Raw genomic sequence first — 19128 nt, 5'->3', positions numbered from 1 at the left:
GCGCGCAGCCCCATGCGGGTGGCGCGGGCGCGTTCGGCCAGGCCGGGCAGACCCGCGCGCGCGGCGACGGCCGCCGCCCGGCGCAGCGCCCGGTGCGCGGCCGTGGTGTCCCCCAGTTCGTGGAGCGCGAGGCCGAGGACCCGAAGCGCGGTGGAGCGGTCGGCGGGGTCCGCCCCGCCGTCCAGGACCCGGAGCGCCTGCCCCCGCGCCTGTTCGGGGTCGCGGGCGACCAGCACCACGGGATCACCCGGCCCGTCGAACGCCCACTCGGTCATGCGCCCGCCTTTCCGCTCCCGGCCGTTCCGACGGCCACGCCGAATAACGGCACGACCGAAAGAGCCTCCAGCAGGCCGCACCGAAAACGTCACGGAAAGTGATAACACCCAGACCAGGCCGTTGGGAATGGCTATCCGGAAACGGACAGTGGATCGTTGCGGCGGCCGTGACCTGCGATCGGGGCCTATCGGGCGCACTCACCCCATATCTCTAGGGCGGGCCGGCGTAGTTCACGGCGGTGGGCGGCGGCACGCGACCTCGGTCCGTCGGGCGCCGGGGCCTTCCCTGCCGTGTCAGATGGCGATCCAGTCGGTCGCGACCGGACGCGCTCCGGTCCGGTGGCAGAGCAGGCTCACCGGCCCGCGTTCGACGTCCCGCGCGACGAACGCCCCGGTGGCGTCCACCGGCTCGCGGTAGCGGCCGTGCGGCTGGCGGATCTCCACGTCCACGCACCCGGGCGGGCTCACCCGGCCGGTGATGTCGCGCAGGCCGTCGTGGGCGGTGATCTCCAGCCGGATCACCCATCCGGCCGCCTCGAAGGTCAGGAAGCGCAGGCCGGGGTCGAGTCCGGCGTCGCGCAGCCCCACCGGGGGGAAATCGGCGGAGTCCTCGCGGACACCGGCGAGGATCGCGTCGGGCCGGCGCATCGCGTAGGCGGCGCGGGCGGCCGCACGGATCGGCTCCGGCACCGGGTCCAGCAGTGGCGCACCCCCGCGCAGCGCCGCCACGAAGCGCTCGTCCTCTCCGGGCTGCTCGTCCAGGCTCATCGGCGGTCCCTTCTCTGTGCTGCGCAGCCGGCATCGCGGCGCAGGTCGGCGGGTTCGGTCTGGTCGAGGACGAGGCGCCGCAGGCGGCGAAAGGCCCGGCGGCGGATCACGGGGAGTTCGGCGCGCGGCACACCGGCCAGCTCGGCGATCTGTTCCGGGCCGAGTTCCGGCCGGTCGAGGTACAGCTCGGCGACGAGCCGGTCCGGCGACCCCACGACGTCCAGCGCCCGGCGCACCGCCTGCACGCCCTCGCGGGCGAGGTGGACCGCCTCCGGACTGCGGTGGTCGGGCAGGTCGATGGTCCCGGGCGCGTACGGCTCGGTGCGGCGGCCGGTGCGCAGCTGCCGTCGGCACTCGTTGTGCGCGGTGGCGGCGAGCCACGATCCGACCCGTTCGGGGTGGCGCAGCCGCGGCAGCTGCTCCGACAGCGCGCACCAGACGGTCTGCGCGGCGTCCTGGGCGTCGTGCGACGACAGCCGGTAGGACCGCACGACCGCCCACACGAGGGTGGAGTAGCGCTCCAGCAACTCCTCCCACGCGGTGCCGTCATCGGCCACCGCGCGCCGGACCAGGTCCGCGGTGGATGTCGTGCCATCGGGCTGGTCGCCCACACATACCCCCAAGTACACTCGCAGCACCCGCCGCACACGGATCGTTACGCTAGCCGTTCTCCTCGGTGGACGGGGTGGGATCCGCCGGTTCCGGCCACCGAGAAACCTGGTGCTGGTGAGGCCCATGGGGCACAATGGGCCGAGGAGACTACCCAACTTCGGACATCTCCTCTGTGGGTACGAGGGCGTCGGGGAAGCGCACTCGTTCGTATCAGGAGGTTCGGTGTCCGCACGTGGCGTCTTGTACGTCCACTCCGCGCCTGCGGCGCTGTGCCCACATGTCGAGTGGGCGGTCGCGGGTGTGGTTGGCGTGCCTGTGAAACTTGACTGGGAGGCGCAACCCGCCGCCCCGGGAACCTACCGCGCCGAGCTGAACTGGCAGGGCGCGCCGGGAACGTCCGGTGCGATCGCCTCGGCGTTGCGGGGCTGGCAGCGGCTGCGATTCGAGATCACCGAGGAGGCCACCCCGGGGTGCGACGGGGTGCGCTACAGCTACACCCCCACCCTCGGGGTCTTCACATCGGTGATGAGCGCCTGCGGCGAAGTCCTCGTCCCGGAGGGCCGGCTGCACGAGGCCATGCGCCGGGCACGCGAACAAGGGGCCGACCTTGCCGAGGAGCTCGACCGGCTGACCGGCCGGGCGTGGGACGAGGAGCTCGACCCGTTCCGGCACGCCGGCGAGGGCGCCCCAGTGCGCTGGCTGCACGCGGCCGGTTAGCGGCGCCGCCCCCGCTCCGCGCGGCCCGGCCCGCTCCGCGGATTGGGCCGCCGGTGACGTGGTAGGTGGCAGGTATGAGCGAGAACACGCCTGAGCACCATGCCGACCCCGTGAACCCGGACGCCGCCGACTGGGAGGACGCCGGTCTCCCGGCGCAGGAGGACAGCACGGAGGACACCGCACTGCCCGGCGACGGCCCGGTCGCCATGGACGAGTTCGGTACCACGGGCACCGAGCGGGAGTCCGGCGAGCCGCTCGACGTCGCGCTGTCCCGGGAGGAGCCGGAGGAGGAACCGTACCGCGCGGAGGAGGACCACACCGGCCGGCTGGTGGCCCCCGACGAGGGCGCCGCCCCGGACGAGGAGCCGGAGTCGGTGGCCGAGGACACCGGCTACGACCGGGGCGGCTACAGCGCGGAGGAACAGGCGGTCCACGAACGGGACGAATCCGAAAGCCTATGACGAAATCGGTTGACGGCCCCAGCAGAATCGGGGTGTGTCCACCTCGATTCCCGAACGCCACCCGGGCCGCCCGTCTCGTGCCGTGTACGCCGACCACGACGACGCCACGCTCGTGGTGTACCAGGCGTACCCGGCGGCCATCGCCGACGCGGCCCTCGCGGCCGGCACATTCGTGCCGCCGTTCCGCAGGGAACGGATGACCTGGATCAAACCGTCGTACACCTGGATGATGTACCGGTGCGGCTACGCGACCAAGCCCGGCCAGGAACGGGTGCTCGCGGTCCGCATCACCGCTGAGGGCTTCACCTGGGCGCTCCGGCACGCCTGCCCGAGCCACCACGACCGCGCGCTGTTCCCGGATCGCGAACAGTGGCGCCGCCGGTTGCAGGAGTCCCCAGTGCGGGTGCAGTGGGATCCCGAACGCGACCTGTCCGGGGCCCCGCTGGAGCACCGGTCGGTCCAAGTGGGCCTGTCCGGCGAGGCGGTACGCCGCTACGCCGACGAATGGATCGTCGGCCTCACCGACGTCACCCCGCTGGCGGCACGGATCCGCGAGCTGCGACGTGCGGGCGAGCACACGGCCGCCGCCGCGCTGCTCCCCCACGAGCGCCCCTGGCCGGTGCCCGCCGACGCCGCGGCGCGGATCGGCTGCCCGTGATGCTCCGGCTCGTAGGGTTTGCCGTCATCAGCCGGCGGGAGCGCCTTCCGGTCGTCATCCTCCCAACGGAGATGGACCGTCAGTGCAGCCGGCCATCCTGTCGATCGTGACGGTCTCCTCGGCCTGTGCACGGCCTTCGCCGTACGCGGCCGGGTGGACGGCGACCGCTAGCGGAATGTCGCCGTCGATGGGAGGGGCCCACCAGATACCCGGCGCCGGTCAGCCGCCGCCGTCTCCGCCACCGCCATCACCGCCGTCGCCCCCGTCACCGGACCAACCGCCGCCGTCGGAGGAGCGGGGGTGGTATCCGGTCCCTTCGCCGCCACCATTTCCCGGTGGCTTCGGCCGCCCATCGTCGGAAATCCGGTACCAGAGACAGACGCCCACACCGATGACACAGATCGTGAGGATTCCCCCTAAATTGCCCCACGTATCGGGACCGTCCAAGCCCCCGAAGATTTCGCCGATGAGGATGAGCACCAGCATGACGCCGGCGCCCAGCCCGAAGAGTCCTGTCAGAAAGATCGGCGGACTGTCATCGTCCAGCATCTTGAAGAGGTCATCGGCGAAGTAGACCGTCACGCCGAGGCCGACCAGAATCAAGAGTCCCAGCGGGCCGTCCACGCCACCACCCCCAGGATGTGCGATGCGCCATCCTTACCCGCTGGCGGCGGCTTTCCGGGACGAACGCCTGGCCGGATCGGGCCGCCCGCCAGAAGTCCCGGTGCGCCCACCTGGTCGCGTCACCTCGGTCCGGGACGGCCATGCGCGCCGCGCCCTTGGATGGCAGACGTGGCGGCAGGCCGAGCACGGCATCCGGGAGGCAGCCGCCCGCCGCGCGGCCATCCCGACCACGCCGCGGACGCGGAGCTCGGTCTGGACGACGACGGGTGAAGAGGGCGCCGACCGGCGCCGCGGCAGCCTCCCGAAGCGCCGTCAGGACCGTGCGACCGCGTCCCCCGCGACGGTGAACCGCCGGCCCGGCGCCGCGTACTCCACCGGTCCCCGGAAGACGGCGCTCGCACGGCGGCAGGCGTCCTCGGGCGTCTGGAACGGGCCGACGTGCGTGATGACGAGCCGCCGCGCACCGGCGCGGGCGGCCGTCGCGCCCGCCTGCTCCGGGGTGAGGTGGACGGCGGGCTCCCCCTCGGGCGGGCCGTCGCTGTCCGCCTCGCAGAGCAGCAGGTCCGTGCCGCGCGCCAGGTCCACGAGTTCGTCGCAGGGCCCGGTGTCCCCCGAGTAGGTGAGCGCGGCGCGGCCATCGGACACCCGGACCGCGTAGGCGTCCATGCCGTGCCGCACCGCGCCGGAGTCGAGCGTCAGCGCGCCGAGCCGCGCCCGGTGCCCGTCATACAGTTCGTGCAGCTCGAAGGCGGCCTCCAGGCGCGCGATGCCGGAGTTGGACAGGAAGTGCCGGAGCCGCTCGCCGATACCCGGCGGGGCGTACAGCGGGACCGGGGCGTCCCGCCGCACGTCGGCGAAGGCCAGGGCGTAGAAGGCGGTGAGCAGGTCGGCCGCGTGGTCGGCGTGCAAGTGGGACAGCCAGATCCCGGTCAGTTCCGCGAGTCCGCAGTACCGCTGGAGTGCGGCGAGCGTGCCGCTGCCCGCGTCCAGCCACAGCCGGGTGTCCCCGGCCGTCACCAGGTATCCGGAGCACGGGTTGCCGGGGCGTGGGTAGGGGCTCGCGCTGCCGAGGACGGTCAGGCACAGTCCGCCCGCGCCGGCCGCTTCGCCGCGGCCGGATCCGGCGGGCTCCGTCACCATCCGCGCTGCCGCCACTCCCCCAGGTGCGGCCGCTCGGTGCCGAGGGTCGTGTCCTTGCCGTGTCCGGGGTAGACCCAGGTGTCGTCCGCCAGCACGCCGAAGACCCGCTGTTCGACGTCGTCGATGAGCGAACGGAACGCGGCGGCGTCACGCGTCTTGCCGACCCCGCCCGGGAACAGGCTGTCGCCGGTGAACAGGTGGGTGCGTCCGCCGGGCTCGTCGTAGCGCAGGGCGATGGAGCCCGGTGTGTGGCCGCGCAGGTGGATGACCTCAAGGGCGCACGCCCCGACGGGGATCCGGTCGCCGTGCCGCACCGGCTCGTCCACGGACACGGGGAGTTCGGCGGCGTCCTCCGGGTGCGCCACCGTGCGCGCGCCCGTCGCGCCGGCCACCTCGGCGAGCGCCTGCCAGTGGTCCCGGTGGCGGTGCGTGGTGATCACCCGGGCCAGGCCCTGACCGTCCACGAGCTCCAGGAGCCGGTCGGCTTCGGCCGCGGCGTCGATCAGCACGCCTTCCCCCGTGGCGCGGCAGCGCAGCAGGTAGGCGTTGTTGTCCATGGGGCCGACGGCGAGCTTGCTGATGGTCAACTCGGACAGTTCACGAACGTCGGCGGGTCCGCCGACCCGCGTATCACCGGAGTAACTCACGTCTCCATTGTGGTCGGTGCGCCCCGGGCGCGCCACGGGCCCCGGTGCCTCAGAGCGCCCACCGGGGTGGCCGCTTCTCGAAGAACGCCGCCCGCCCCTCGGCGGCGTCGTCGCCGGCGAAGTACGTGCGAGACACCTCCGCCATCTCGGCGAACGCCGACGCGAGGTCCCGGCGGTCCGCGGCCCGGAGCAGCGCCTTGGTTCCGGCGAGCGCGTCCGGGGCGGCCTGCCGGATGCCGTCCAGGATGCCGTCCGTGACCGCGTCGACGTCGGGGTCGGCCACGGTCACCGTCACCAGCCCCGCCCCGGCGGCCGCGGCGGCGTCGAAGGTCTCGCCGGTGAGGAAGTAGCGGGCGAGCTGCCGGTCATGCATGCGGGCCGCGACCGGGACGGAGATGATGGCGGGGACCACGCCAATGCGCACCTCGGTGAACGCGAACGTGGCCGAGGCGGGCGCGACGGCGATGTCCGCCGCGGCGACCAGCCCGATCCCGCCGGCGCGGGCCGGGCCGTTCAGCTTGGCGACGACCGGCTTGGGCGCGTCCATGATCGCGGCGAACAGCTCGGCCATTCCGGGCGCCGCGGGGTCCACCGGCCGTCCGGCACGTTCGGCCGCCACTTCCTTCAGGTCGGCACCGGCGCAGAACGCCGGACCGGTGCCGGTGAGCAGCACCGCGCGAACGTCGTCGTCGGCGACGGCCTCGGCCAGCCGCTCCGCCAGCTCGGTGCGTAGCCGCGCCGACAGGGCGTTGCGGTTGTGCGGCGAGTCCAGGGTGAGGATGGCGACGCCGCGCTCGGCGCTCGCGCGGACCAGCGGTTCGGTGGCCTCCGCCATGGATCGGACCCCTTCCGGTGCGGCGCGCGGGCGCGCTGGACGGCGGAGGTGATTGTAGTGCCGAGGCCGCGCGGCGCCCGGAACCGGCGGGCGCTTCCGGGCGCTTACCCGCGCGCCGCGCGGAGCGCCCGCAGGGCCTCGTCGGCGTGGACCTGCATCCGGACCTCGCTGCGGACGACGTGCAGTACGCGGCGGTCGGTGCCGATCACGAACGTCTGCCGCCGGGTCGGGGCCAGGCCGGAGAGGAGCCCGCCCCGGCGGACGCCGAAGCGGGTGGCGACGGCGCCGTCGGGGTCGGAGAGCAGCGGGTAGTCGAACTCGTTGGTGTCGGCGAACCGGCGCTGGTCGGTCACCTCGTCGGCACTGATGCCGACACGCTGCGCGCCCAGTTCGGCGAACTCGGTGCCGAGATCCCGGAAGTGGCACGCCTCGGCCGTGCACCCCCGGGTCATCGCGGCCGGGTAGAAGAACAGCACCACGGGACCGTCGGCGAGCAGGTCGCTGAGGCGGCGCGGGACGCCGTCCTGGTCGGGGAGCTCGAAATCGGGTACTTCGTCGCCTGTCTGCACGCGGCCAGCCTACGGTCTGCGCGGCCGGTGACGGTCCCGCGTCGATGGGCCGACGGGGACCCCGACAGCGCGGCCCGTCGTGGTGGCCGCGAGGCGGTGCTCGGGCTGGCGCACATCTCACGCACGGGTTGTTCCGGGGCCTGGTCGACTCCGTTCAGGGGATGATGTCGGCGAGCCGTGTGATCTCGTCGGGGTCGTCCGTGGCGGGTACGAAGATGATCTCGTCGACACCGAGTTCGGTGTAGGCGGTGATGGACTCCTTGATCGTTTACCGAGTGGTGCCGAGCACCACGTTGGTGGCGATGCCTTGGCGGCCTGCCTCTTGCCAGGCTCGTTTCGCCGCGTCGAAGCTGGGCGCTGTCATGGCCGTTGGCAGTGAACCGCCGATGTAGCCGTCGCCCCACCGAACCATGCGGTCCAGCGTGGCTGCGGAGTACCCGCCGAACAGCAAGGGGACGTGCCGGGTTCCCGATGGCACCGCTGGGTTCGGTCCGTTCTTGGCCAGCAGGGCTCCGGGCCACGTCGGGGCCAGCAGGACCGCGCTGCCGACTCGACCACACGCGCCAGAGCGTCCAGCGCGTCGCGGACCTTCTCGTCGAGGACGGACTCGCCCGCTATCGGCCCGACCCCGCGCACCAGCGGGCCGAACTGCTCGAACTCACCCCGACCGGCCGCGCCGCGCTGCACAGGATGGAGGCGGCCTACACCCGACTGGCCCTGCGCACCACCAAGGGCCTCGACCCGGACGGGCTCGAACTCGCACGCGAGACCCTCAGCGAACTACAGCGCCGTCTCGAATCCGAACCACCCTGACCGGCCGAGCCGGGTAAGCGATCACCGAGGTCATGAGGCACGGCCGTTCCTCGCTCGCCAGTCGGGCATCCAACGATCCTTTACGGCTGGGTGGCAGAAGCCGACACGCTCTGGTGCCGCGATGAGCGTGCTATCCGGGGGGCTCGCATAGCCGCCCAGCGCGTGTCCTCCCACCGTGTCGGCTGGGTCGCCGCCGCTGTTGGCGCGGTGGTGGCCCAGCCGGGCTCGGGTCGGCGAGGTGCGGCGCTGGTGGGCATGCCGAGGTCGGGCGGCCGGACCGGGCCAGAGATCCCGGTCCTGCCGCCGCTGACGACGTCAGGCGCCCTATCGCGACGCCCCCTCGCGGAACACCTCGATCACACTGGTGAAGCTGTCCGCCGCGTGGCCGGCCTCCATGGCCCGGCGGAAGGCGGTCAGGACCGCGTCGGGCAGGGTGGTGTCGACGCCGGCGTCGGCGGCCGTGTGCCGGACATGCTCGACGCTCGCGGTCCCCATGGCCAGGCGGTCGACGTCGCCGGTGTGGTCGCCCGCGTCCACGCGCGGCGCGTAGAAGGCGAGGAACCCCGGGACGGAGGCGGCCGTGGCCGTCGCGTGCGGCAGGAACTCGCGTGCCGAGATGCCGTTGGCATCGGCGACCGCGAGCGCGTGCAGGAAGCTCAGCATGCTGGTCCAGAACATGTCCATCTGGAGCTGGTAGTACAGCGCCGCCGCCCCGGGATCGGCGCCCACGTAGTCGGTTCCGGTGAGCACCGCCAGCGTGCCGCGGTGCGCCTGGAAGTCCTCCTCGGGACCGCTGTAGAAGGTGGCCGACCCCGGCTTGCCGATACCTGAGGGAGAGGCCTGCACTCCTCCGGTGAGGTAACGCGCACCGAGCCCGGTCGCCCATGCGGCCGCCGCGCGGGAGCGTTCCGGGGTGTCGGAGCTGAGGTTGACGAGCACCCGGCCCGCGAGGGCGTCGGCGGCCGGTTCGAGGATGGCGTACATCGCGTCGTGGCCGGTCAGGCTCAGCACGACCAGCTCGTTGGCGGCGAGCGCGTCCCGGACGGTCGCGGCCCGCACGGCCCCGTCGGCGACCAGCTCGTCCGCCCGGCTCGGGGTCCGGTTCCACACGGTCACGGCGTGTCCGTTGTCGAGGAACGTCCGTGCCATCGCCCGCCCCATCGGGCCGAGTCCGATGACGGTCACTGCCTGGTTGCTCATGGTTGCCCACCTTCACGACTAGAAAGATCGTTCTACTCAGAGGGAAGCTAGCACACTCTAGAACGAACGCTCTACTCAGTAGACTTGCCGCATGGCACGCACGGAACAGCACGCCGCCGGCGACACCCGGGCCCGGATCGTCGAGGTCACCGCACGCCTGCTGCAACGCCAGGGGTACGAGGGCACCGGCATCAAGCAGATCGCCCGTGAGTCCCGCGCGACGCTCGGGTCGGTCTACCACTTCTTCCCCGGCGGCAAGCAGGAACTGGCCGCCGCCGCCATCAGGCACGGCGACCAGGAATTCGCGGAGCTGCTCCGGTCCGCGCTGGACAGCGAGGACGATCCCGGCAAGGGGCTCGTCGCCTGCACCCGGGAACTCGCCGCGGGACTGCGCGACTCCGACTGGACCGACGGATGCCCGGTGACCGCCACCGCCCTGGAGACCATCGGCCGCACCCCCGACATCCAGCTCGCCTGCGCCCAGGCGATCGAGCACTGGCAGGACCTGGTGGCCGGCAAGCTGGTCTCCTGCGGCTTCGCACCCGACACCGCACGCGAGCTGGCCGGCACCGTGGTGAGCACCCTGGAGGGCGCCGAACTGTCCGCCCAGGTGGCGCGCAGCGAGGAGCCGCTGCACACGGCGGGCCGCCACCTCGCCCGGCTCGTCGCCTGCTACGCCCCGGACGCGACGGCCCGCTGACCAGCCCCCTCCGACGGGTCAGCGGGCCACCTCGTCAGTTGATCAGCCCCGCCAGGCGAGTTCGAAGTAGCTGCCGGGGCCGATGCCGGGCGGGAGAGACCCCCAGGCGTCGGCGATGTGGTGGACGAGGAGGAGGCCGCGGCCGTTCTCGGCGTCGGGGTCGGTGACGACGCGGAGGCGGTAGGGGTCGTGGCCGGTGCCGTCGTCGTGGACTTCTACCCGGAGGCGCCCGGGCGCGTGGTGGAGGTGGACGCGGAAGGTGCCGTTGGCGTGGCCGCTGGGGGTGTGCTTGATGGCGTTCGTCGCCAGCTCGCTGAGGAGGAGGACGGCGTCGGCGGCGGTCTGGCGGGGGATGGCGCTGTCGGCGAGCAGGGCGGCGAGCCAGGCGCGGGCGGGTTTGACGTTATCGGGGTGACCGGCGAACCGCTTGGAGTGGCGGCGTGGGAGTGGTGGACGCTGGAGCGAGATGTCCGCAGCGATACCGTTGGACATGAGTCCTTCACCTGCCTAATCCAGGTCGAGGGCGGAGGCCCTGCCAGGTGCGCGACCACCCGGCAGGGCCGTTTTCATGGCGTCTGCAACCCAATGCACACAAACACGGTGCGTAGCGATCCGGTCACATCCACTACTGCTAGTGTGCATGGCAACCTTTGCGATGGCAAGGTCAATCTTGGAAACATCATGATTGGCAAGTTGCGAAAAGTTGGCGTTGTGCACTGGATCAGCGAAACTGAGGACGTTCACGTCTGCGTCAGGAGGTGTCGGGTGGCCGAGGCCAGCCCCACGGTCGCGCGCCGCACGTTGGCCCGGGTGCTGCGCCAACGTCGAGAGGTGGCGCGCATCACGGCCGCGCGTGCTGCCAAGCACGCCGGGATGCATGCCGCGACGCTCAGCAAGGTCGAGAGTGCGACTACGCGCATCCAGCCCGGAACCGCTCAACTCCTCATGAAGCTCTACGGGGCGTCAGAGGCAGAGTGTGAAGCGGTCTTCGAGCTCGCCCACGCGGCTCGTCAGCGTGGTTGGTGGCAGACGCACAAGGCGACGCCAGCATGGTTCGACGCCTATGTGGGGCTGGAGACCGAAGCGAGCACGCTGCGCGCCTACCAGACCGAACTCATCCACGGTCTACTCCAGACCGAGGACTACGCCTTCGCGCTCGCCCGGGCGGCGGTCGATGTGTCATCTGATGACGAAGCAAAGCAGCACGTCGCGCTGCGAATGGCTCGCCAGGAGCGTTTGCTGAGCAACAAACCGCCGCAACTCCACGTCGTCCTCAATGAAGCTGCCCTGTACCGCGAAGTGGGCGGCCCAACGGTGATGCGCTCGCAGCTCGAACACCTTAGACAGCGCTGCGAACTCCCCAATGTCACCTTCCAGGTACTGCCGTTCTCCGCCGGAGAACACCCGGCCGGTGCTGGGTCGTTCCTGATCGTCGGCTTCGACGGCTCTCCTCACCAGACCATCGCCTACGAAGACGTCGTGTACGTGGAGTACGCGTTGGGCGCCCTGTACCTCGAAGAACGCTCTGACACTGAGCACTTCGCGAACATCTTCGCTGGTCTCACCGATCGGGCCGCAAGCCCGTCACAGTCGTTGACGCTCATCGAGCGAGCCATCTCGAACCACAACTGACGGAGACACCTGATGCAGAACCCATTGCTGCGCTGGCGCAAGTCGTCCTACAGCTCGAACACCGGCGAATGCGTGGAGATCGCCGAAATCCAGCGTGACCGACTGATGAGAGACTCAAAGAATCCCGCTCTAGGTACGCTGTACTTCCCCGACCCGGAATGGCGCGCCTTCCTCTCCGCACTGAAGACAGCACAGTCCACACAGTTCTGAGGAGCGAACATGGAGCGCTCGTCCTGGCGCAAGTCCAGTTACAGCGGCAAGCAGAGTCATTGTGTGGAGGTGGCTGCGACGAGCACGATTCACGCTCTGCGAGACTCAAAGGACCCGAATGGCGGGATGCTGACATTCAGACACGCCGAGTGGCACTCATTCATCACCGGCGTGAAGCACGGCGCCGTCGGCCGGTAGCCGGTCAGGCCCCCGGAAGCACCCTCAGCAGCGGCACCCGCACCTCCTCCGGCGTGAGCGACCCGTGCTGCCCCACCAGTCGGCTCTCGCTCGGCTCCGCCCGCGGCGCGACCAGCGCCGTGTCGCCGTACGCGAGCGCCAGCACATCGCCGATACGGGGAGCCAGGTCGGGCGTCACCGGGCCGAACCAGCCGCGTGCGATCGCCTCGTCCCGGTCGACCACCGCCGCCCGGCCGGTCAGCCGCTCCCGCCATGCGGCGAGCACGTCCGCATGCGCGCCCGGCAGCGCGTGGACCTGGCGGACCCGGGCCTCCCCGGCGAGCAGCCGGACGCCCGACGTCAGGGCCGGGTCGGCCTCGACGTCGACGCGGCCGTCCGGGCCGACGTCGACCATGCCGTGGTCGGCCGTCACGTAGCAGACGCCGTCGGCCGGCAGCGCCCCGGCGATCGTCTCGGCGAGCCGGTCCACCCGTTCCAGCTCGTTCCGCCACTGCAGCGAGTCGATCCCGAACACGTGCCCGGCGGTGTCGAGGTCGGGGTGGTACACGAAGGCGTAGGAGCGGTCGGCGTCCCGCAAGACGGACGCCACGGCCTCGGCCAGGGCGTCAGGACCGTCAGCCGGAACGTAGCGCCCGCCGCGGGCCGAGGCGCGGGTGAAGCCGGAGCCCTCGAACGCGCCGTCGGCCACGTAGGCGGTCCGCACCCCCGCCGCCTCGGCTCGCTGGTACACCGTGCGCCGCGGCTGCCAGGTCTCCGGCCGCACCTCCGGGTCCCAGCGCAGCGAGTTCATCACCCGGTCGCGGCCGGGCAGGCCGACCTGGTACCCGAAGATGCCGTGCCCGCCGGGCGGGCATCCGGTACCCAGCGTGGTGAGGCTGGTGGCGGTCGTGGTGGGGAAACCCGCCGTCATGACCGTCGCGCCGTCGAGCAGGCCGGACAGGAACGGCGCGTGCGCGCGGTTCGCCAGCAGCGCCTGCCACCCCATGCCGTCGACCAGCAGCACGCAGGCCCGCCGAACGGGCGGCAGCCCGAGGACGTCGGGCTCGCCGGCGACACCGAGCGACGCCAGCACCGAGGGGGCCAGATCCGCGAGTGAGGCGGCGCCGTAGCGCGGCGCCTCGAACGTCCCGTCCATGGTGGGGTCCGCGGGGTGGTCGTGCGGGGGACCTGCGGTCACGGGTCGGATCCCTCCTCGACGTGCGGCGGCGGACGGCCGGACGGCAGCGGTCCCGGAGGGGGACCGCCGCTCGGTCATCGGCTGGTGGCCTCGGAGAGCGCCTGGGCGAAATCCAGCATGTTGGCCACGATCTCGGCGCCGTCGGCGGCCTGGCTGACCCGCAGGGTGAGCGGCTCGGCGGTGATCGCGCCGGTGTAGCCGTGGTCGAGCTCACAGGACTCGTCGGCGCAGGCCGCGGGTTCCAGGTCGATGTGCGCGATGGCGCCCCAGTTGACGGCGAGGCTGATGCTGAGGACCACCTCACTCGGCGGCGTGCCGGGAACATAGCTGGCGGGGTCGGGCACCACGCGGGTCAGCGCGACCGACTGGATGTTGCCCAGCTTGATGGAGTCGGTGGTGGTGGAGGCGTGCGGGTGGTCGCTCGGCTCGGTGGGCGGGTGCTCGTCGGTGTGGCAGACGATGAGCCGGGTGGGGGTGAGCAGCAGGACGGTGATGTGCCGCCGCACTTCCATCCCCGGGTCGAAGGTGGCCTCGTGGTGCACCACGAAGGCTTCGGCGGACTCGCCGCCGAGGGTGGTGGCCACGGCGTCGGCCACGAGCCCGGGATAGTACCCACTGCGCTCGATCTCCGAGCGCCAGTCGGTGGACACAGCACGCGTTTTCCTCATGGCCCCATCCTGCCCCCTCACGCCGGGGGCACGCACCATGCCGCCGTGGGCGGAGGGGGGCTCACGGATAACGCCCGCCGTCCACGGGTAGGGGCTCGATATGACTGCCAGAGTTCCACCGATACCGACCCCGCCGCCCCCGGGGCCGCCGATGCCCGAGCCCGAACCGGTCCCGCCCGGTCCGACGCCGGTTCCCCCCGAGCCCCCGCACCCGGAACCCGAGCCGCCCGGCCCGGGCCCGCTGCCGCCCGCCGAACCGGAGCGCCAGCCCGAGCCGGTGTGACCCCGCCCCCGGCATCACGTGACCGCGCGCAGCCTGCCGGGAGGGCGGAGGCGGAATCGCTCGACGCTGTGGGCCGTGCGCTCGTCCGCAGGGAGGAAGACGACCAGCTGCTGGGCGTCCGTGGCGAGTTCGAACGTCTCCCGATGGAACCGCAGTTCCTGGGCGGCCGGGTGGTCGATCCGGAGTACGCCGCGCTGGGGCACCACGTGCCGGTCGAAGCGCCGCGTGAAGTCCGCGCCCGCGACGGGTTCGAGTTCCGCCCGGAACCACTCGGCGTTCTCCACGGAGGGCCCCAGCCACAGGTCGAAGACCTGTTCGTCGGCCACGGCGTCCCAGTCGGCGAAGAACGTCCGGGCGCGGGGGTCGGTGAACAGGTACCGCGTCAGGTTCGGCGCGTCGGTCTCCAGTAACCCGCTCGCCTCCATCATCGACGCGAATCCCCCGGTGTGGGCGAGGACGTCGCCAAGCCGGTTGGTGACCAGCGCGATCCCCGGTTCGAGCAGGCGCAGCGTCTCCAGGACCGCGGGACGGACGTCGCGACGGGCCGGTGCCGGCCGCGCGCCGTGGACGCACTCGCCACCGGTGATCTTCGCGAGGTAGCGCAGGTGGGCGCGCTCGGCGGAATCGAGGCTGAGGGCGTCGGCCAGCGCGTTCACCACCGCCACCGAGGGGCTGCGGTCCCGGCCCTGCTCGATGCGGGTCAGGTACTCGACGCTGACGCCGGCCCGCGTGGCCACATCCGTCCGCCGGAGACCGGGCGAACGGCGTCGACCGTGATCCCGCAGTCCGAGCGATTCGGGCTGGATGCTGTCGCGCTTGGCTCGGATGAAGTCACCCAACGGCGTTCCCATGCGGCGTAGCCTACGTCGCCGCCTGCCGGCCGCGACCTGCTCAGGGTGGCCCTCTCAGGGCCAGCCTGGGCGCGGTCTGGCTGCCCCGCCGGGACCCGCGGGACCGTGGTGGGCATGGAGAACAAGCACAAGCTGGTGATCATCGTGGGAAGTGTCCGGGACGGCCGGTTCGGTCCCGTCGTGGCCTCGTGGGTCGCTGATCAGGCTCACGCTCACGGGGGATTCGACGTCGAGGTCGTGGACCTGGCCGAGGTGGAGATCCCGCTGGCCCTGCCTGCGGAATCACCGAAGTACGCGGGCGATGGTTACCCCCGTCCGGCCGGGATGGCGGCGCTGACGTCGGCGCTGGAGGGCGCGGACGCGTTCGTCATCGTCACGCCGGAGTACAACCACAGCTATCCGGCGTCGCTGAAGGCGGCCATCGACTGGCACTTCACGCAGTGGACGGCCAAGCCGGTCGCGTTCGTCAGCTACGGCGGCGCGGCGGGGGGCCGCCACGCCGTCCTGCACCTGGAGAACGTGCTGACCGAGTTGCACGCGGTGACGATTCGCGACGGTCTCGCGTTCCCGAACTACTTCACGGGGTGGCAGGACGGCCGTCCCCTCGACTCCGGGGCCGCCGGGTACGCCAAGACGCTGCTGGACCAGCTGTCCTGGTGGGCGGGCGCGCTCCGGACGGCGCGCGAGGTCGCGCCTTACCCGGCGTGAGCGCGAGGCGGTGGAGTCACTCGGGGGCAAGGCGTACGGTTCCGGCCCCCGAGGCCGCCCACTATTGAGACGGCCCCTTGCCGCTCGCCGAGCCAACGCGGGCCGACGCCGATGGAGCCGGAGTGGCCCCGGAGAGAGCACAATGTGTGACGTGCCGATCACTATCACTTCGAGTTACCTCGCCGCCTGCACCGACGACATCATGCAGTGCGTTCAACGTGGCGTGGTCTTCATCATCGTCCATGAGGGCCGGCCGGTCGCCCGACTGGCGCCGTTCGGCTTTGGCGGGGGGGACACCCCTTGGTGGACGGCCGCCGAAACACCAGCAGAGTGACCGCCCCCGATCGGCCGCACTGATCGCAAGCGAGCGGAGACCGACTCCTCTTTCGCCCCGATGACCGGCTGGAGTACCCGTGGAAACGGGCAGCGCGCCGGCATCCAGAGTGAGAGGCGGACTCGCGGTCTTCAGTACGGCACCCGCAGCCGCCGCGGCCCGTGGTCCGGCCGGAGTTCTGGGGCCTCCCGGAGCCAGACGCGGGCGCCCAGGACGTGGGCGCCGGTGGCGTTGACGATCACCGGGTCGAGGTCGACGTGCGCCACCTCCGGCAGGGCGTCCACCAGGCGGGAGACCCGGACGAGCAGTTCCTCCAGTGCCTCCACGTTGGGCTGGTCGGCCAGTGAGGTGGCTCCGGCCGGCAGTCCGAAGAGCAGGGCCGAGGAGCGGACGGCGCGCACCAGGTCGGCGGCGTCGGCGTCGGTGAGGGGCGCCAGGCGGTAGGCGCGGTCGTCGAGGAGTTCGGCGGTGACGTCGGCGAGGCCGAAAGCGACGACCGAGCCGAAGGACGGGTTCTCCCCCGCGCGGACGACCGTGGGCACGCCGGGGATCGCCATGTGCTGCACCACGAGCATCGCCTCGTCGCCGAGCCGGTCGTGCAGCGCTGTGTAGGCGCCGCGTACGTCGTCCGGGGACCGCAGGTCGGCCCGGATGCCGCTACCGCCTGCGCGCAGTCGCAGGTCCGGGGCGTTGGCCTTGACCACCACCGGGTAGCCGAGCCGCTCCGCCGCCGCCACCGCGGCGTCGGCGGAGTCCACGGCGATGTCGGGCCACACGTCGACGCCGTAGCAGGCGAGGAGGTCGCGGGCGGTGTCCGCGGGCACCGCGGCCTCCTCGTTGGAGACCGGCTCGCTGGTGAACCAGACGGAGTGCGCGGCCGTTCCGGCCTCCTCGGCCTCGGCGAGCGTGCGGGTGATGAGCCTGCGGGCGCCGGCGCGGTCGATGCCGGACAGCTCCGGGTGCCGGCCCGGATCGCGTTCGCGCCACAGGGCGTAGCGGGTGGCGTGCGCGAGGGCGCGCACCGCGTCCTCGGGCGCCGGGTAGGAGGGGATCGACCCGCGCGCGGTGGCCCCGTCCGGCCCGGTCTGCCGCAGTTCCTCGGGCAGCCCCTGGTAACCGAGGTAGGTGGTGATGATCGGCTTGCCCGCCGTGGCGGCCTTGGCCCGCATCACCTCGGCGACGTCGCTGGAGATGGGGGTCAGCGCCGGGATGAACACCACGACGACCGAGTCCACCGCGTCGTCGCCGAGCGCGGCGTCCAGGGCGGCGCCGAACTCCTCGGCGGTGGCGGTGGGCCCGAGGTCGACCGGGTCGTGCGGCTTGAGGCCGGACCGCGCGCACGAGTCCTTGACCAGCAGCCCGAGGGAGTCGGAGTTGCCGATGATGCCGACCCGTGGGCCGGCCGGCAGGGGCTGGTAGGCGAACAGCTGGGCGACGTCGAACATCTGGGTGATGTCGTCCACCCGCACGACGCCGGCCTGCTGGAACAGCGAGGTGACCGCGAAGTCCGGCAGGGCGAGCGCGTCGGCCGCGTGCCCGGAGGGCACGCCCTGGGAGGAGCCGCCGCTGCGCACCGCCACCACCGGCTTGTGCTGGGCGAGGCGGCGGGCGAGCCGGGTGAACTTGCGCGGATTGCCGAGCGACTCCAGGTACTGCAGCACCACCTCGGTGGCGGGGTCCTCCTCCCAGTACTGGATGAGGTCGTTGCCCGAGACGTCGGCGCGGTTGCCGGCCGAGACGAACGTGGACAGGCCCATGCCGCGCTGGGCGACGCGCTGCAGGATCGCCCGGCCGAGCGCCCCGGACTGGGAGAAGAACCCGATGGGCCCGCGCGGGGGGACGTCCGGTGACAGGGTGGCGTTCAGCGACACCGCCGGGTCGGTGTTGGCGATCCCGAGGCAGTTCGGCCCCACCACGCGCATTCCGGCGGCCCGGGCCGTGATGACGAGTTCGTCCTGGCGGGCGCGCCCCTCCGGGCCCGACTCGCCGAAACCGGAGCTGACCACCACCAGCCCGTGCACGCCCTTGCGGGCGCACTGGGCGACGACGTCGGTCACCATGTCGGCGCGCACCGCGACGATGGCGAGGTCGACGGGGTCGGGGATGTCGAGCACGGTGGGGTAGGCGCGCACGCCCGCCACGGCCTTGGCCTCCGGGTGCACCGGGAAGACCGGGCCCTGGAAGTCGCCGGCGATGAGGTTGCGCAGCGCGGTCTGGCCGATGGTGTGCGCGGTGCGGCTGGCGCCGATGACGGCGACCGACTCCGGGAAGAGCAGCCGGGCGATGGAGCGCGACTCGGCGCGCTGTTCCCGCGCCCGCATGACCTCCTGGGCCACGTCGGTCAGCTCCAGGTCGAGGGTGAGCCGGATCACACCTTCGTCGAAGGTCTGCTGTGCCGTGTATCCGGCCTCGCGGAAGACGTTGATCATGCGCCGGTTCTCCGGCAGCACGTCGGCGATGAACCGCCGCACGCCGCGTTCGCGGGCTGCCGCGCCGATGTGCTCCAGCAGCACCGAGGCCAGGCCGCGGCCCTGGTGCGCGTCCTCGACCACGAAGGCGACCTCGGCCTCGTCCGCGCTCACCTTGTCGTACCGGACGACGGCCACCATGTGGCCGCCGATGGTCGCGATGAGCGCCACCCGGTCCTCGTAGTCGACCGTGGTGAAGCGTTTCACATCCCGGCTGGAGAGCTTGGGGTAGGGCGCGAAGAACCGGAAGTAGATGGTCTCGGCCGACAGCCGCGAGTGGAACTCCTGGAGCAGGCCGGAGTCCTCAGGCGTGATGGGCCGCAAATGCGCGGTTCCGCCGTCGGTGAGGACGACGTCGGCCTCCCAGTGGTTCGGGTAGTGCTGCACGGTTTGAGGGTAAACGAGAAAACCGGGCGGATGACGGGTACCACGGCGCCGCCCCCTCTGTTCACCCGGTCATCGGGTGCCCGCAGCGGCGGCCGATGCGGCATGGCGCCTCTGTCACTTCGTTACCCGCGGCCACCCCTGAACCTGTTAACGTCAGGTGGCACATTCCCGGGTCGCGAGCAGGAAGAGGGTC

At 72.1% G+C, this 19128-nt stretch carries 23 protein-coding genes; 10 read left to right on the top strand and 13 right to left on the bottom strand.

Going from position 1 to position 19128, the window contains the following annotated elements; all coding sequences use genetic code 11:
* Positions 1-569 precede the first annotated feature (569 nt).
* A complete protein-coding gene (locus tag ACFQRF_RS20550; RefSeq protein ID WP_379872766.1) occupies positions 570-1043 on the bottom strand; it encodes a hypothetical protein in 474 nt (157 codons plus the stop codon).
* Entirely contained in the window at positions 1040-1654 is a 615-nt protein-coding gene (locus ACFQRF_RS20545) for an RNA polymerase sigma factor (protein WP_379872765.1), read from the bottom strand. The genes ACFQRF_RS20550 and ACFQRF_RS20545 overlap by 4 nt, the downstream gene beginning before the upstream one ends.
* A gap of 223 nt (positions 1655-1877) precedes the next feature.
* Here ACFQRF_RS20545 and ACFQRF_RS20540 point away from each other — a divergent pair, with 223 nt between their 5' ends.
* The 3 genes from ACFQRF_RS20540 (at position 1878) to ACFQRF_RS20530 (ending at position 3491) form a co-directional block, all read left to right on the top strand.
* Positions 1878-2372, top strand: coding sequence for a DUF3145 domain-containing protein (locus ACFQRF_RS20540; protein WP_379872764.1), 495 nt, complete (start codon positions 1878-1880; stop codon positions 2370-2372).
* A gap of 74 nt (positions 2373-2446) precedes the next feature.
* Complete coding sequence (locus ACFQRF_RS20535; protein WP_379872763.1) at positions 2447-2833, top strand: DUF5709 domain-containing protein; 387 nt, start codon at positions 2447-2449, stop codon at positions 2831-2833.
* A gap of 34 nt (positions 2834-2867) precedes the next feature.
* The gene (locus ACFQRF_RS20530) at positions 2868-3491 is read left to right on the top strand and encodes a DUF4291 domain-containing protein (protein ID WP_379872762.1); all 624 of its coding nucleotides are present in this window, start codon (positions 2868-2870) and stop codon (positions 3489-3491) included.
* A 219-nt stretch (positions 3492-3710) separates the two neighbouring features.
* On the opposite strand, the gene ACFQRF_RS20525 is transcribed toward ACFQRF_RS20530, so the two are convergent.
* From ACFQRF_RS20525 to ACFQRF_RS20505, 5 genes are all read right to left on the bottom strand, one after another.
* A complete protein-coding gene (locus ACFQRF_RS20525; protein WP_379872761.1) occupies positions 3711-4115 on the bottom strand; it encodes a hypothetical protein in 405 nt (134 codons plus the stop codon).
* 312 nt (positions 4116-4427) lie between these two features.
* Positions 4428-5255, bottom strand: a complete 828-nt coding sequence (locus tag ACFQRF_RS20520; protein WP_379872760.1) for an MBL fold metallo-hydrolase — start codon at positions 5253-5255, stop codon at positions 4428-4430.
* Positions 5249-5902, bottom strand: coding sequence for an MBL fold metallo-hydrolase (locus ACFQRF_RS20515; RefSeq protein WP_379872759.1), 654 nt, complete (start codon positions 5900-5902; stop codon positions 5249-5251). Before ACFQRF_RS20515 ends, ACFQRF_RS20520 begins: the two co-directional genes overlap by 7 nt.
* Positions 5903-5951: 49 nt before the next feature.
* Positions 5952-6737: an enoyl-CoA hydratase-related protein gene (locus tag ACFQRF_RS20510; protein ID WP_379872758.1), complete on the bottom strand. Its 786-nt coding sequence runs from the start codon at positions 6735-6737 to the stop codon at positions 5952-5954.
* A gap of 104 nt (positions 6738-6841) precedes the next feature.
* Positions 6842-7306, bottom strand: a complete 465-nt coding sequence (locus ACFQRF_RS20505) for a peroxiredoxin (RefSeq protein ID WP_379872757.1) — start codon at positions 7304-7306, stop codon at positions 6842-6844.
* Positions 7307-7777: 471 nt separating this feature from the next.
* Here ACFQRF_RS20505 and ACFQRF_RS20500 point away from each other — a divergent pair, with 471 nt between their 5' ends.
* A complete protein-coding gene (locus tag ACFQRF_RS20500; RefSeq protein WP_379872756.1) occupies positions 7778-8119 on the top strand; it encodes a MarR family winged helix-turn-helix transcriptional regulator in 342 nt (113 codons plus the stop codon).
* A gap of 324 nt (positions 8120-8443) precedes the next feature.
* On the opposite strand, the gene ACFQRF_RS20495 is transcribed toward ACFQRF_RS20500, so the two are convergent.
* On the bottom strand, positions 8444-9319 hold the full coding sequence (locus ACFQRF_RS20495) for an NAD(P)-dependent oxidoreductase (RefSeq protein WP_379872755.1): 876 nt from the start codon (positions 9317-9319) through the stop codon (positions 8444-8446).
* A gap of 91 nt (positions 9320-9410) precedes the next feature.
* Here ACFQRF_RS20495 and ACFQRF_RS20490 point away from each other — a divergent pair, with 91 nt between their 5' ends.
* On the top strand, positions 9411-10019 hold the full coding sequence (locus ACFQRF_RS20490; protein WP_379872754.1) for a TetR/AcrR family transcriptional regulator: 609 nt from the start codon (positions 9411-9413) through the stop codon (positions 10017-10019).
* Between the two features lie 42 nt (positions 10020-10061).
* Here ACFQRF_RS20490 and ACFQRF_RS20485 read toward each other — a convergent pair whose 3' ends face one another.
* Positions 10062-10511: an ATP-binding protein gene (locus ACFQRF_RS20485; RefSeq protein ID WP_379872753.1), complete on the bottom strand. Its 450-nt coding sequence runs from the start codon at positions 10509-10511 to the stop codon at positions 10062-10064.
* Between the two features lie 273 nt (positions 10512-10784).
* Between ACFQRF_RS20485 and ACFQRF_RS20480 the strand changes: the two genes are divergently transcribed.
* From ACFQRF_RS20480 to ACFQRF_RS20470, 3 genes are read left to right on the top strand one after another with little or no spacing between them, the layout of a single operon-like run.
* The gene (locus tag ACFQRF_RS20480) at positions 10785-11651 is read left to right on the top strand and encodes a helix-turn-helix domain-containing protein (RefSeq protein WP_379872752.1); all 867 of its coding nucleotides are present in this window, start codon (positions 10785-10787) and stop codon (positions 11649-11651) included.
* A 12-nt stretch (positions 11652-11663) separates the two neighbouring features.
* A complete protein-coding gene (locus tag ACFQRF_RS20475) occupies positions 11664-11861 on the top strand; it encodes a DUF397 domain-containing protein (protein WP_379872751.1) in 198 nt (65 codons plus the stop codon).
* Positions 11862-11870: 9 nt separating this feature from the next.
* Entirely contained in the window at positions 11871-12059 is a 189-nt protein-coding gene (locus ACFQRF_RS20470; RefSeq protein ID WP_379872750.1) for a DUF397 domain-containing protein, read from the top strand.
* A 4-nt stretch (positions 12060-12063) separates the two neighbouring features.
* Here the strand turns inward: ACFQRF_RS20470 and ACFQRF_RS20465 are convergent, their stop codons facing one another.
* From ACFQRF_RS20465 to ACFQRF_RS20455, 3 genes are all read right to left on the bottom strand, one after another.
* On the bottom strand, positions 12064-13194 hold the full coding sequence (locus ACFQRF_RS20465) for an alkaline phosphatase family protein (RefSeq protein WP_379872854.1): 1131 nt from the start codon (positions 13192-13194) through the stop codon (positions 12064-12066).
* A 116-nt stretch (positions 13195-13310) separates the two neighbouring features.
* On the bottom strand, positions 13311-13886 hold the full coding sequence (locus tag ACFQRF_RS20460; protein ID WP_114398400.1) for a DUF5998 family protein: 576 nt from the start codon (positions 13884-13886) through the stop codon (positions 13311-13313).
* A gap of 315 nt (positions 13887-14201) precedes the next feature.
* Positions 14202-15038 carry a helix-turn-helix transcriptional regulator gene (locus ACFQRF_RS20455; RefSeq protein WP_379872749.1) on the bottom strand — a complete coding sequence of 279 codons (837 nt, stop codon included), beginning with the start codon at positions 15036-15038 and terminating at the stop codon, positions 14202-14204.
* Between the two features lie 114 nt (positions 15039-15152).
* Between ACFQRF_RS20455 and ACFQRF_RS20450 the strand changes: the two genes are divergently transcribed.
* Positions 15153-15746, top strand: a complete 594-nt coding sequence (locus ACFQRF_RS20450; RefSeq protein WP_379872748.1) for an NADPH-dependent FMN reductase — start codon at positions 15153-15155, stop codon at positions 15744-15746.
* Between the two features lie 151 nt (positions 15747-15897).
* Entirely contained in the window at positions 15898-16080 is a 183-nt protein-coding gene (locus tag ACFQRF_RS20445) for a hypothetical protein (protein ID WP_379872747.1), read from the top strand.
* Between the two features lie 131 nt (positions 16081-16211).
* Here ACFQRF_RS20445 and ACFQRF_RS20440 read toward each other — a convergent pair whose 3' ends face one another.
* Entirely contained in the window at positions 16212-18935 is a 2724-nt protein-coding gene (locus ACFQRF_RS20440) for a bifunctional acetate--CoA ligase family protein/GNAT family N-acetyltransferase (RefSeq protein WP_379872746.1), read from the bottom strand.
* Between the last annotated feature and the right edge of the window lie 193 nt (positions 18936-19128).

It is taken from the genome of Marinactinospora rubrisoli (assembly GCF_042664915.1).
In the GTDB taxonomy this organism is placed as follows: Bacteria; Actinomycetota; Actinomycetes; order Streptosporangiales; family Streptosporangiaceae; genus Marinitenerispora; species Marinitenerispora rubrisoli.
Note: the sequence above shows the minus strand (reverse complement) of the source record. Positions and strands in the feature narration are given on the sequence as shown.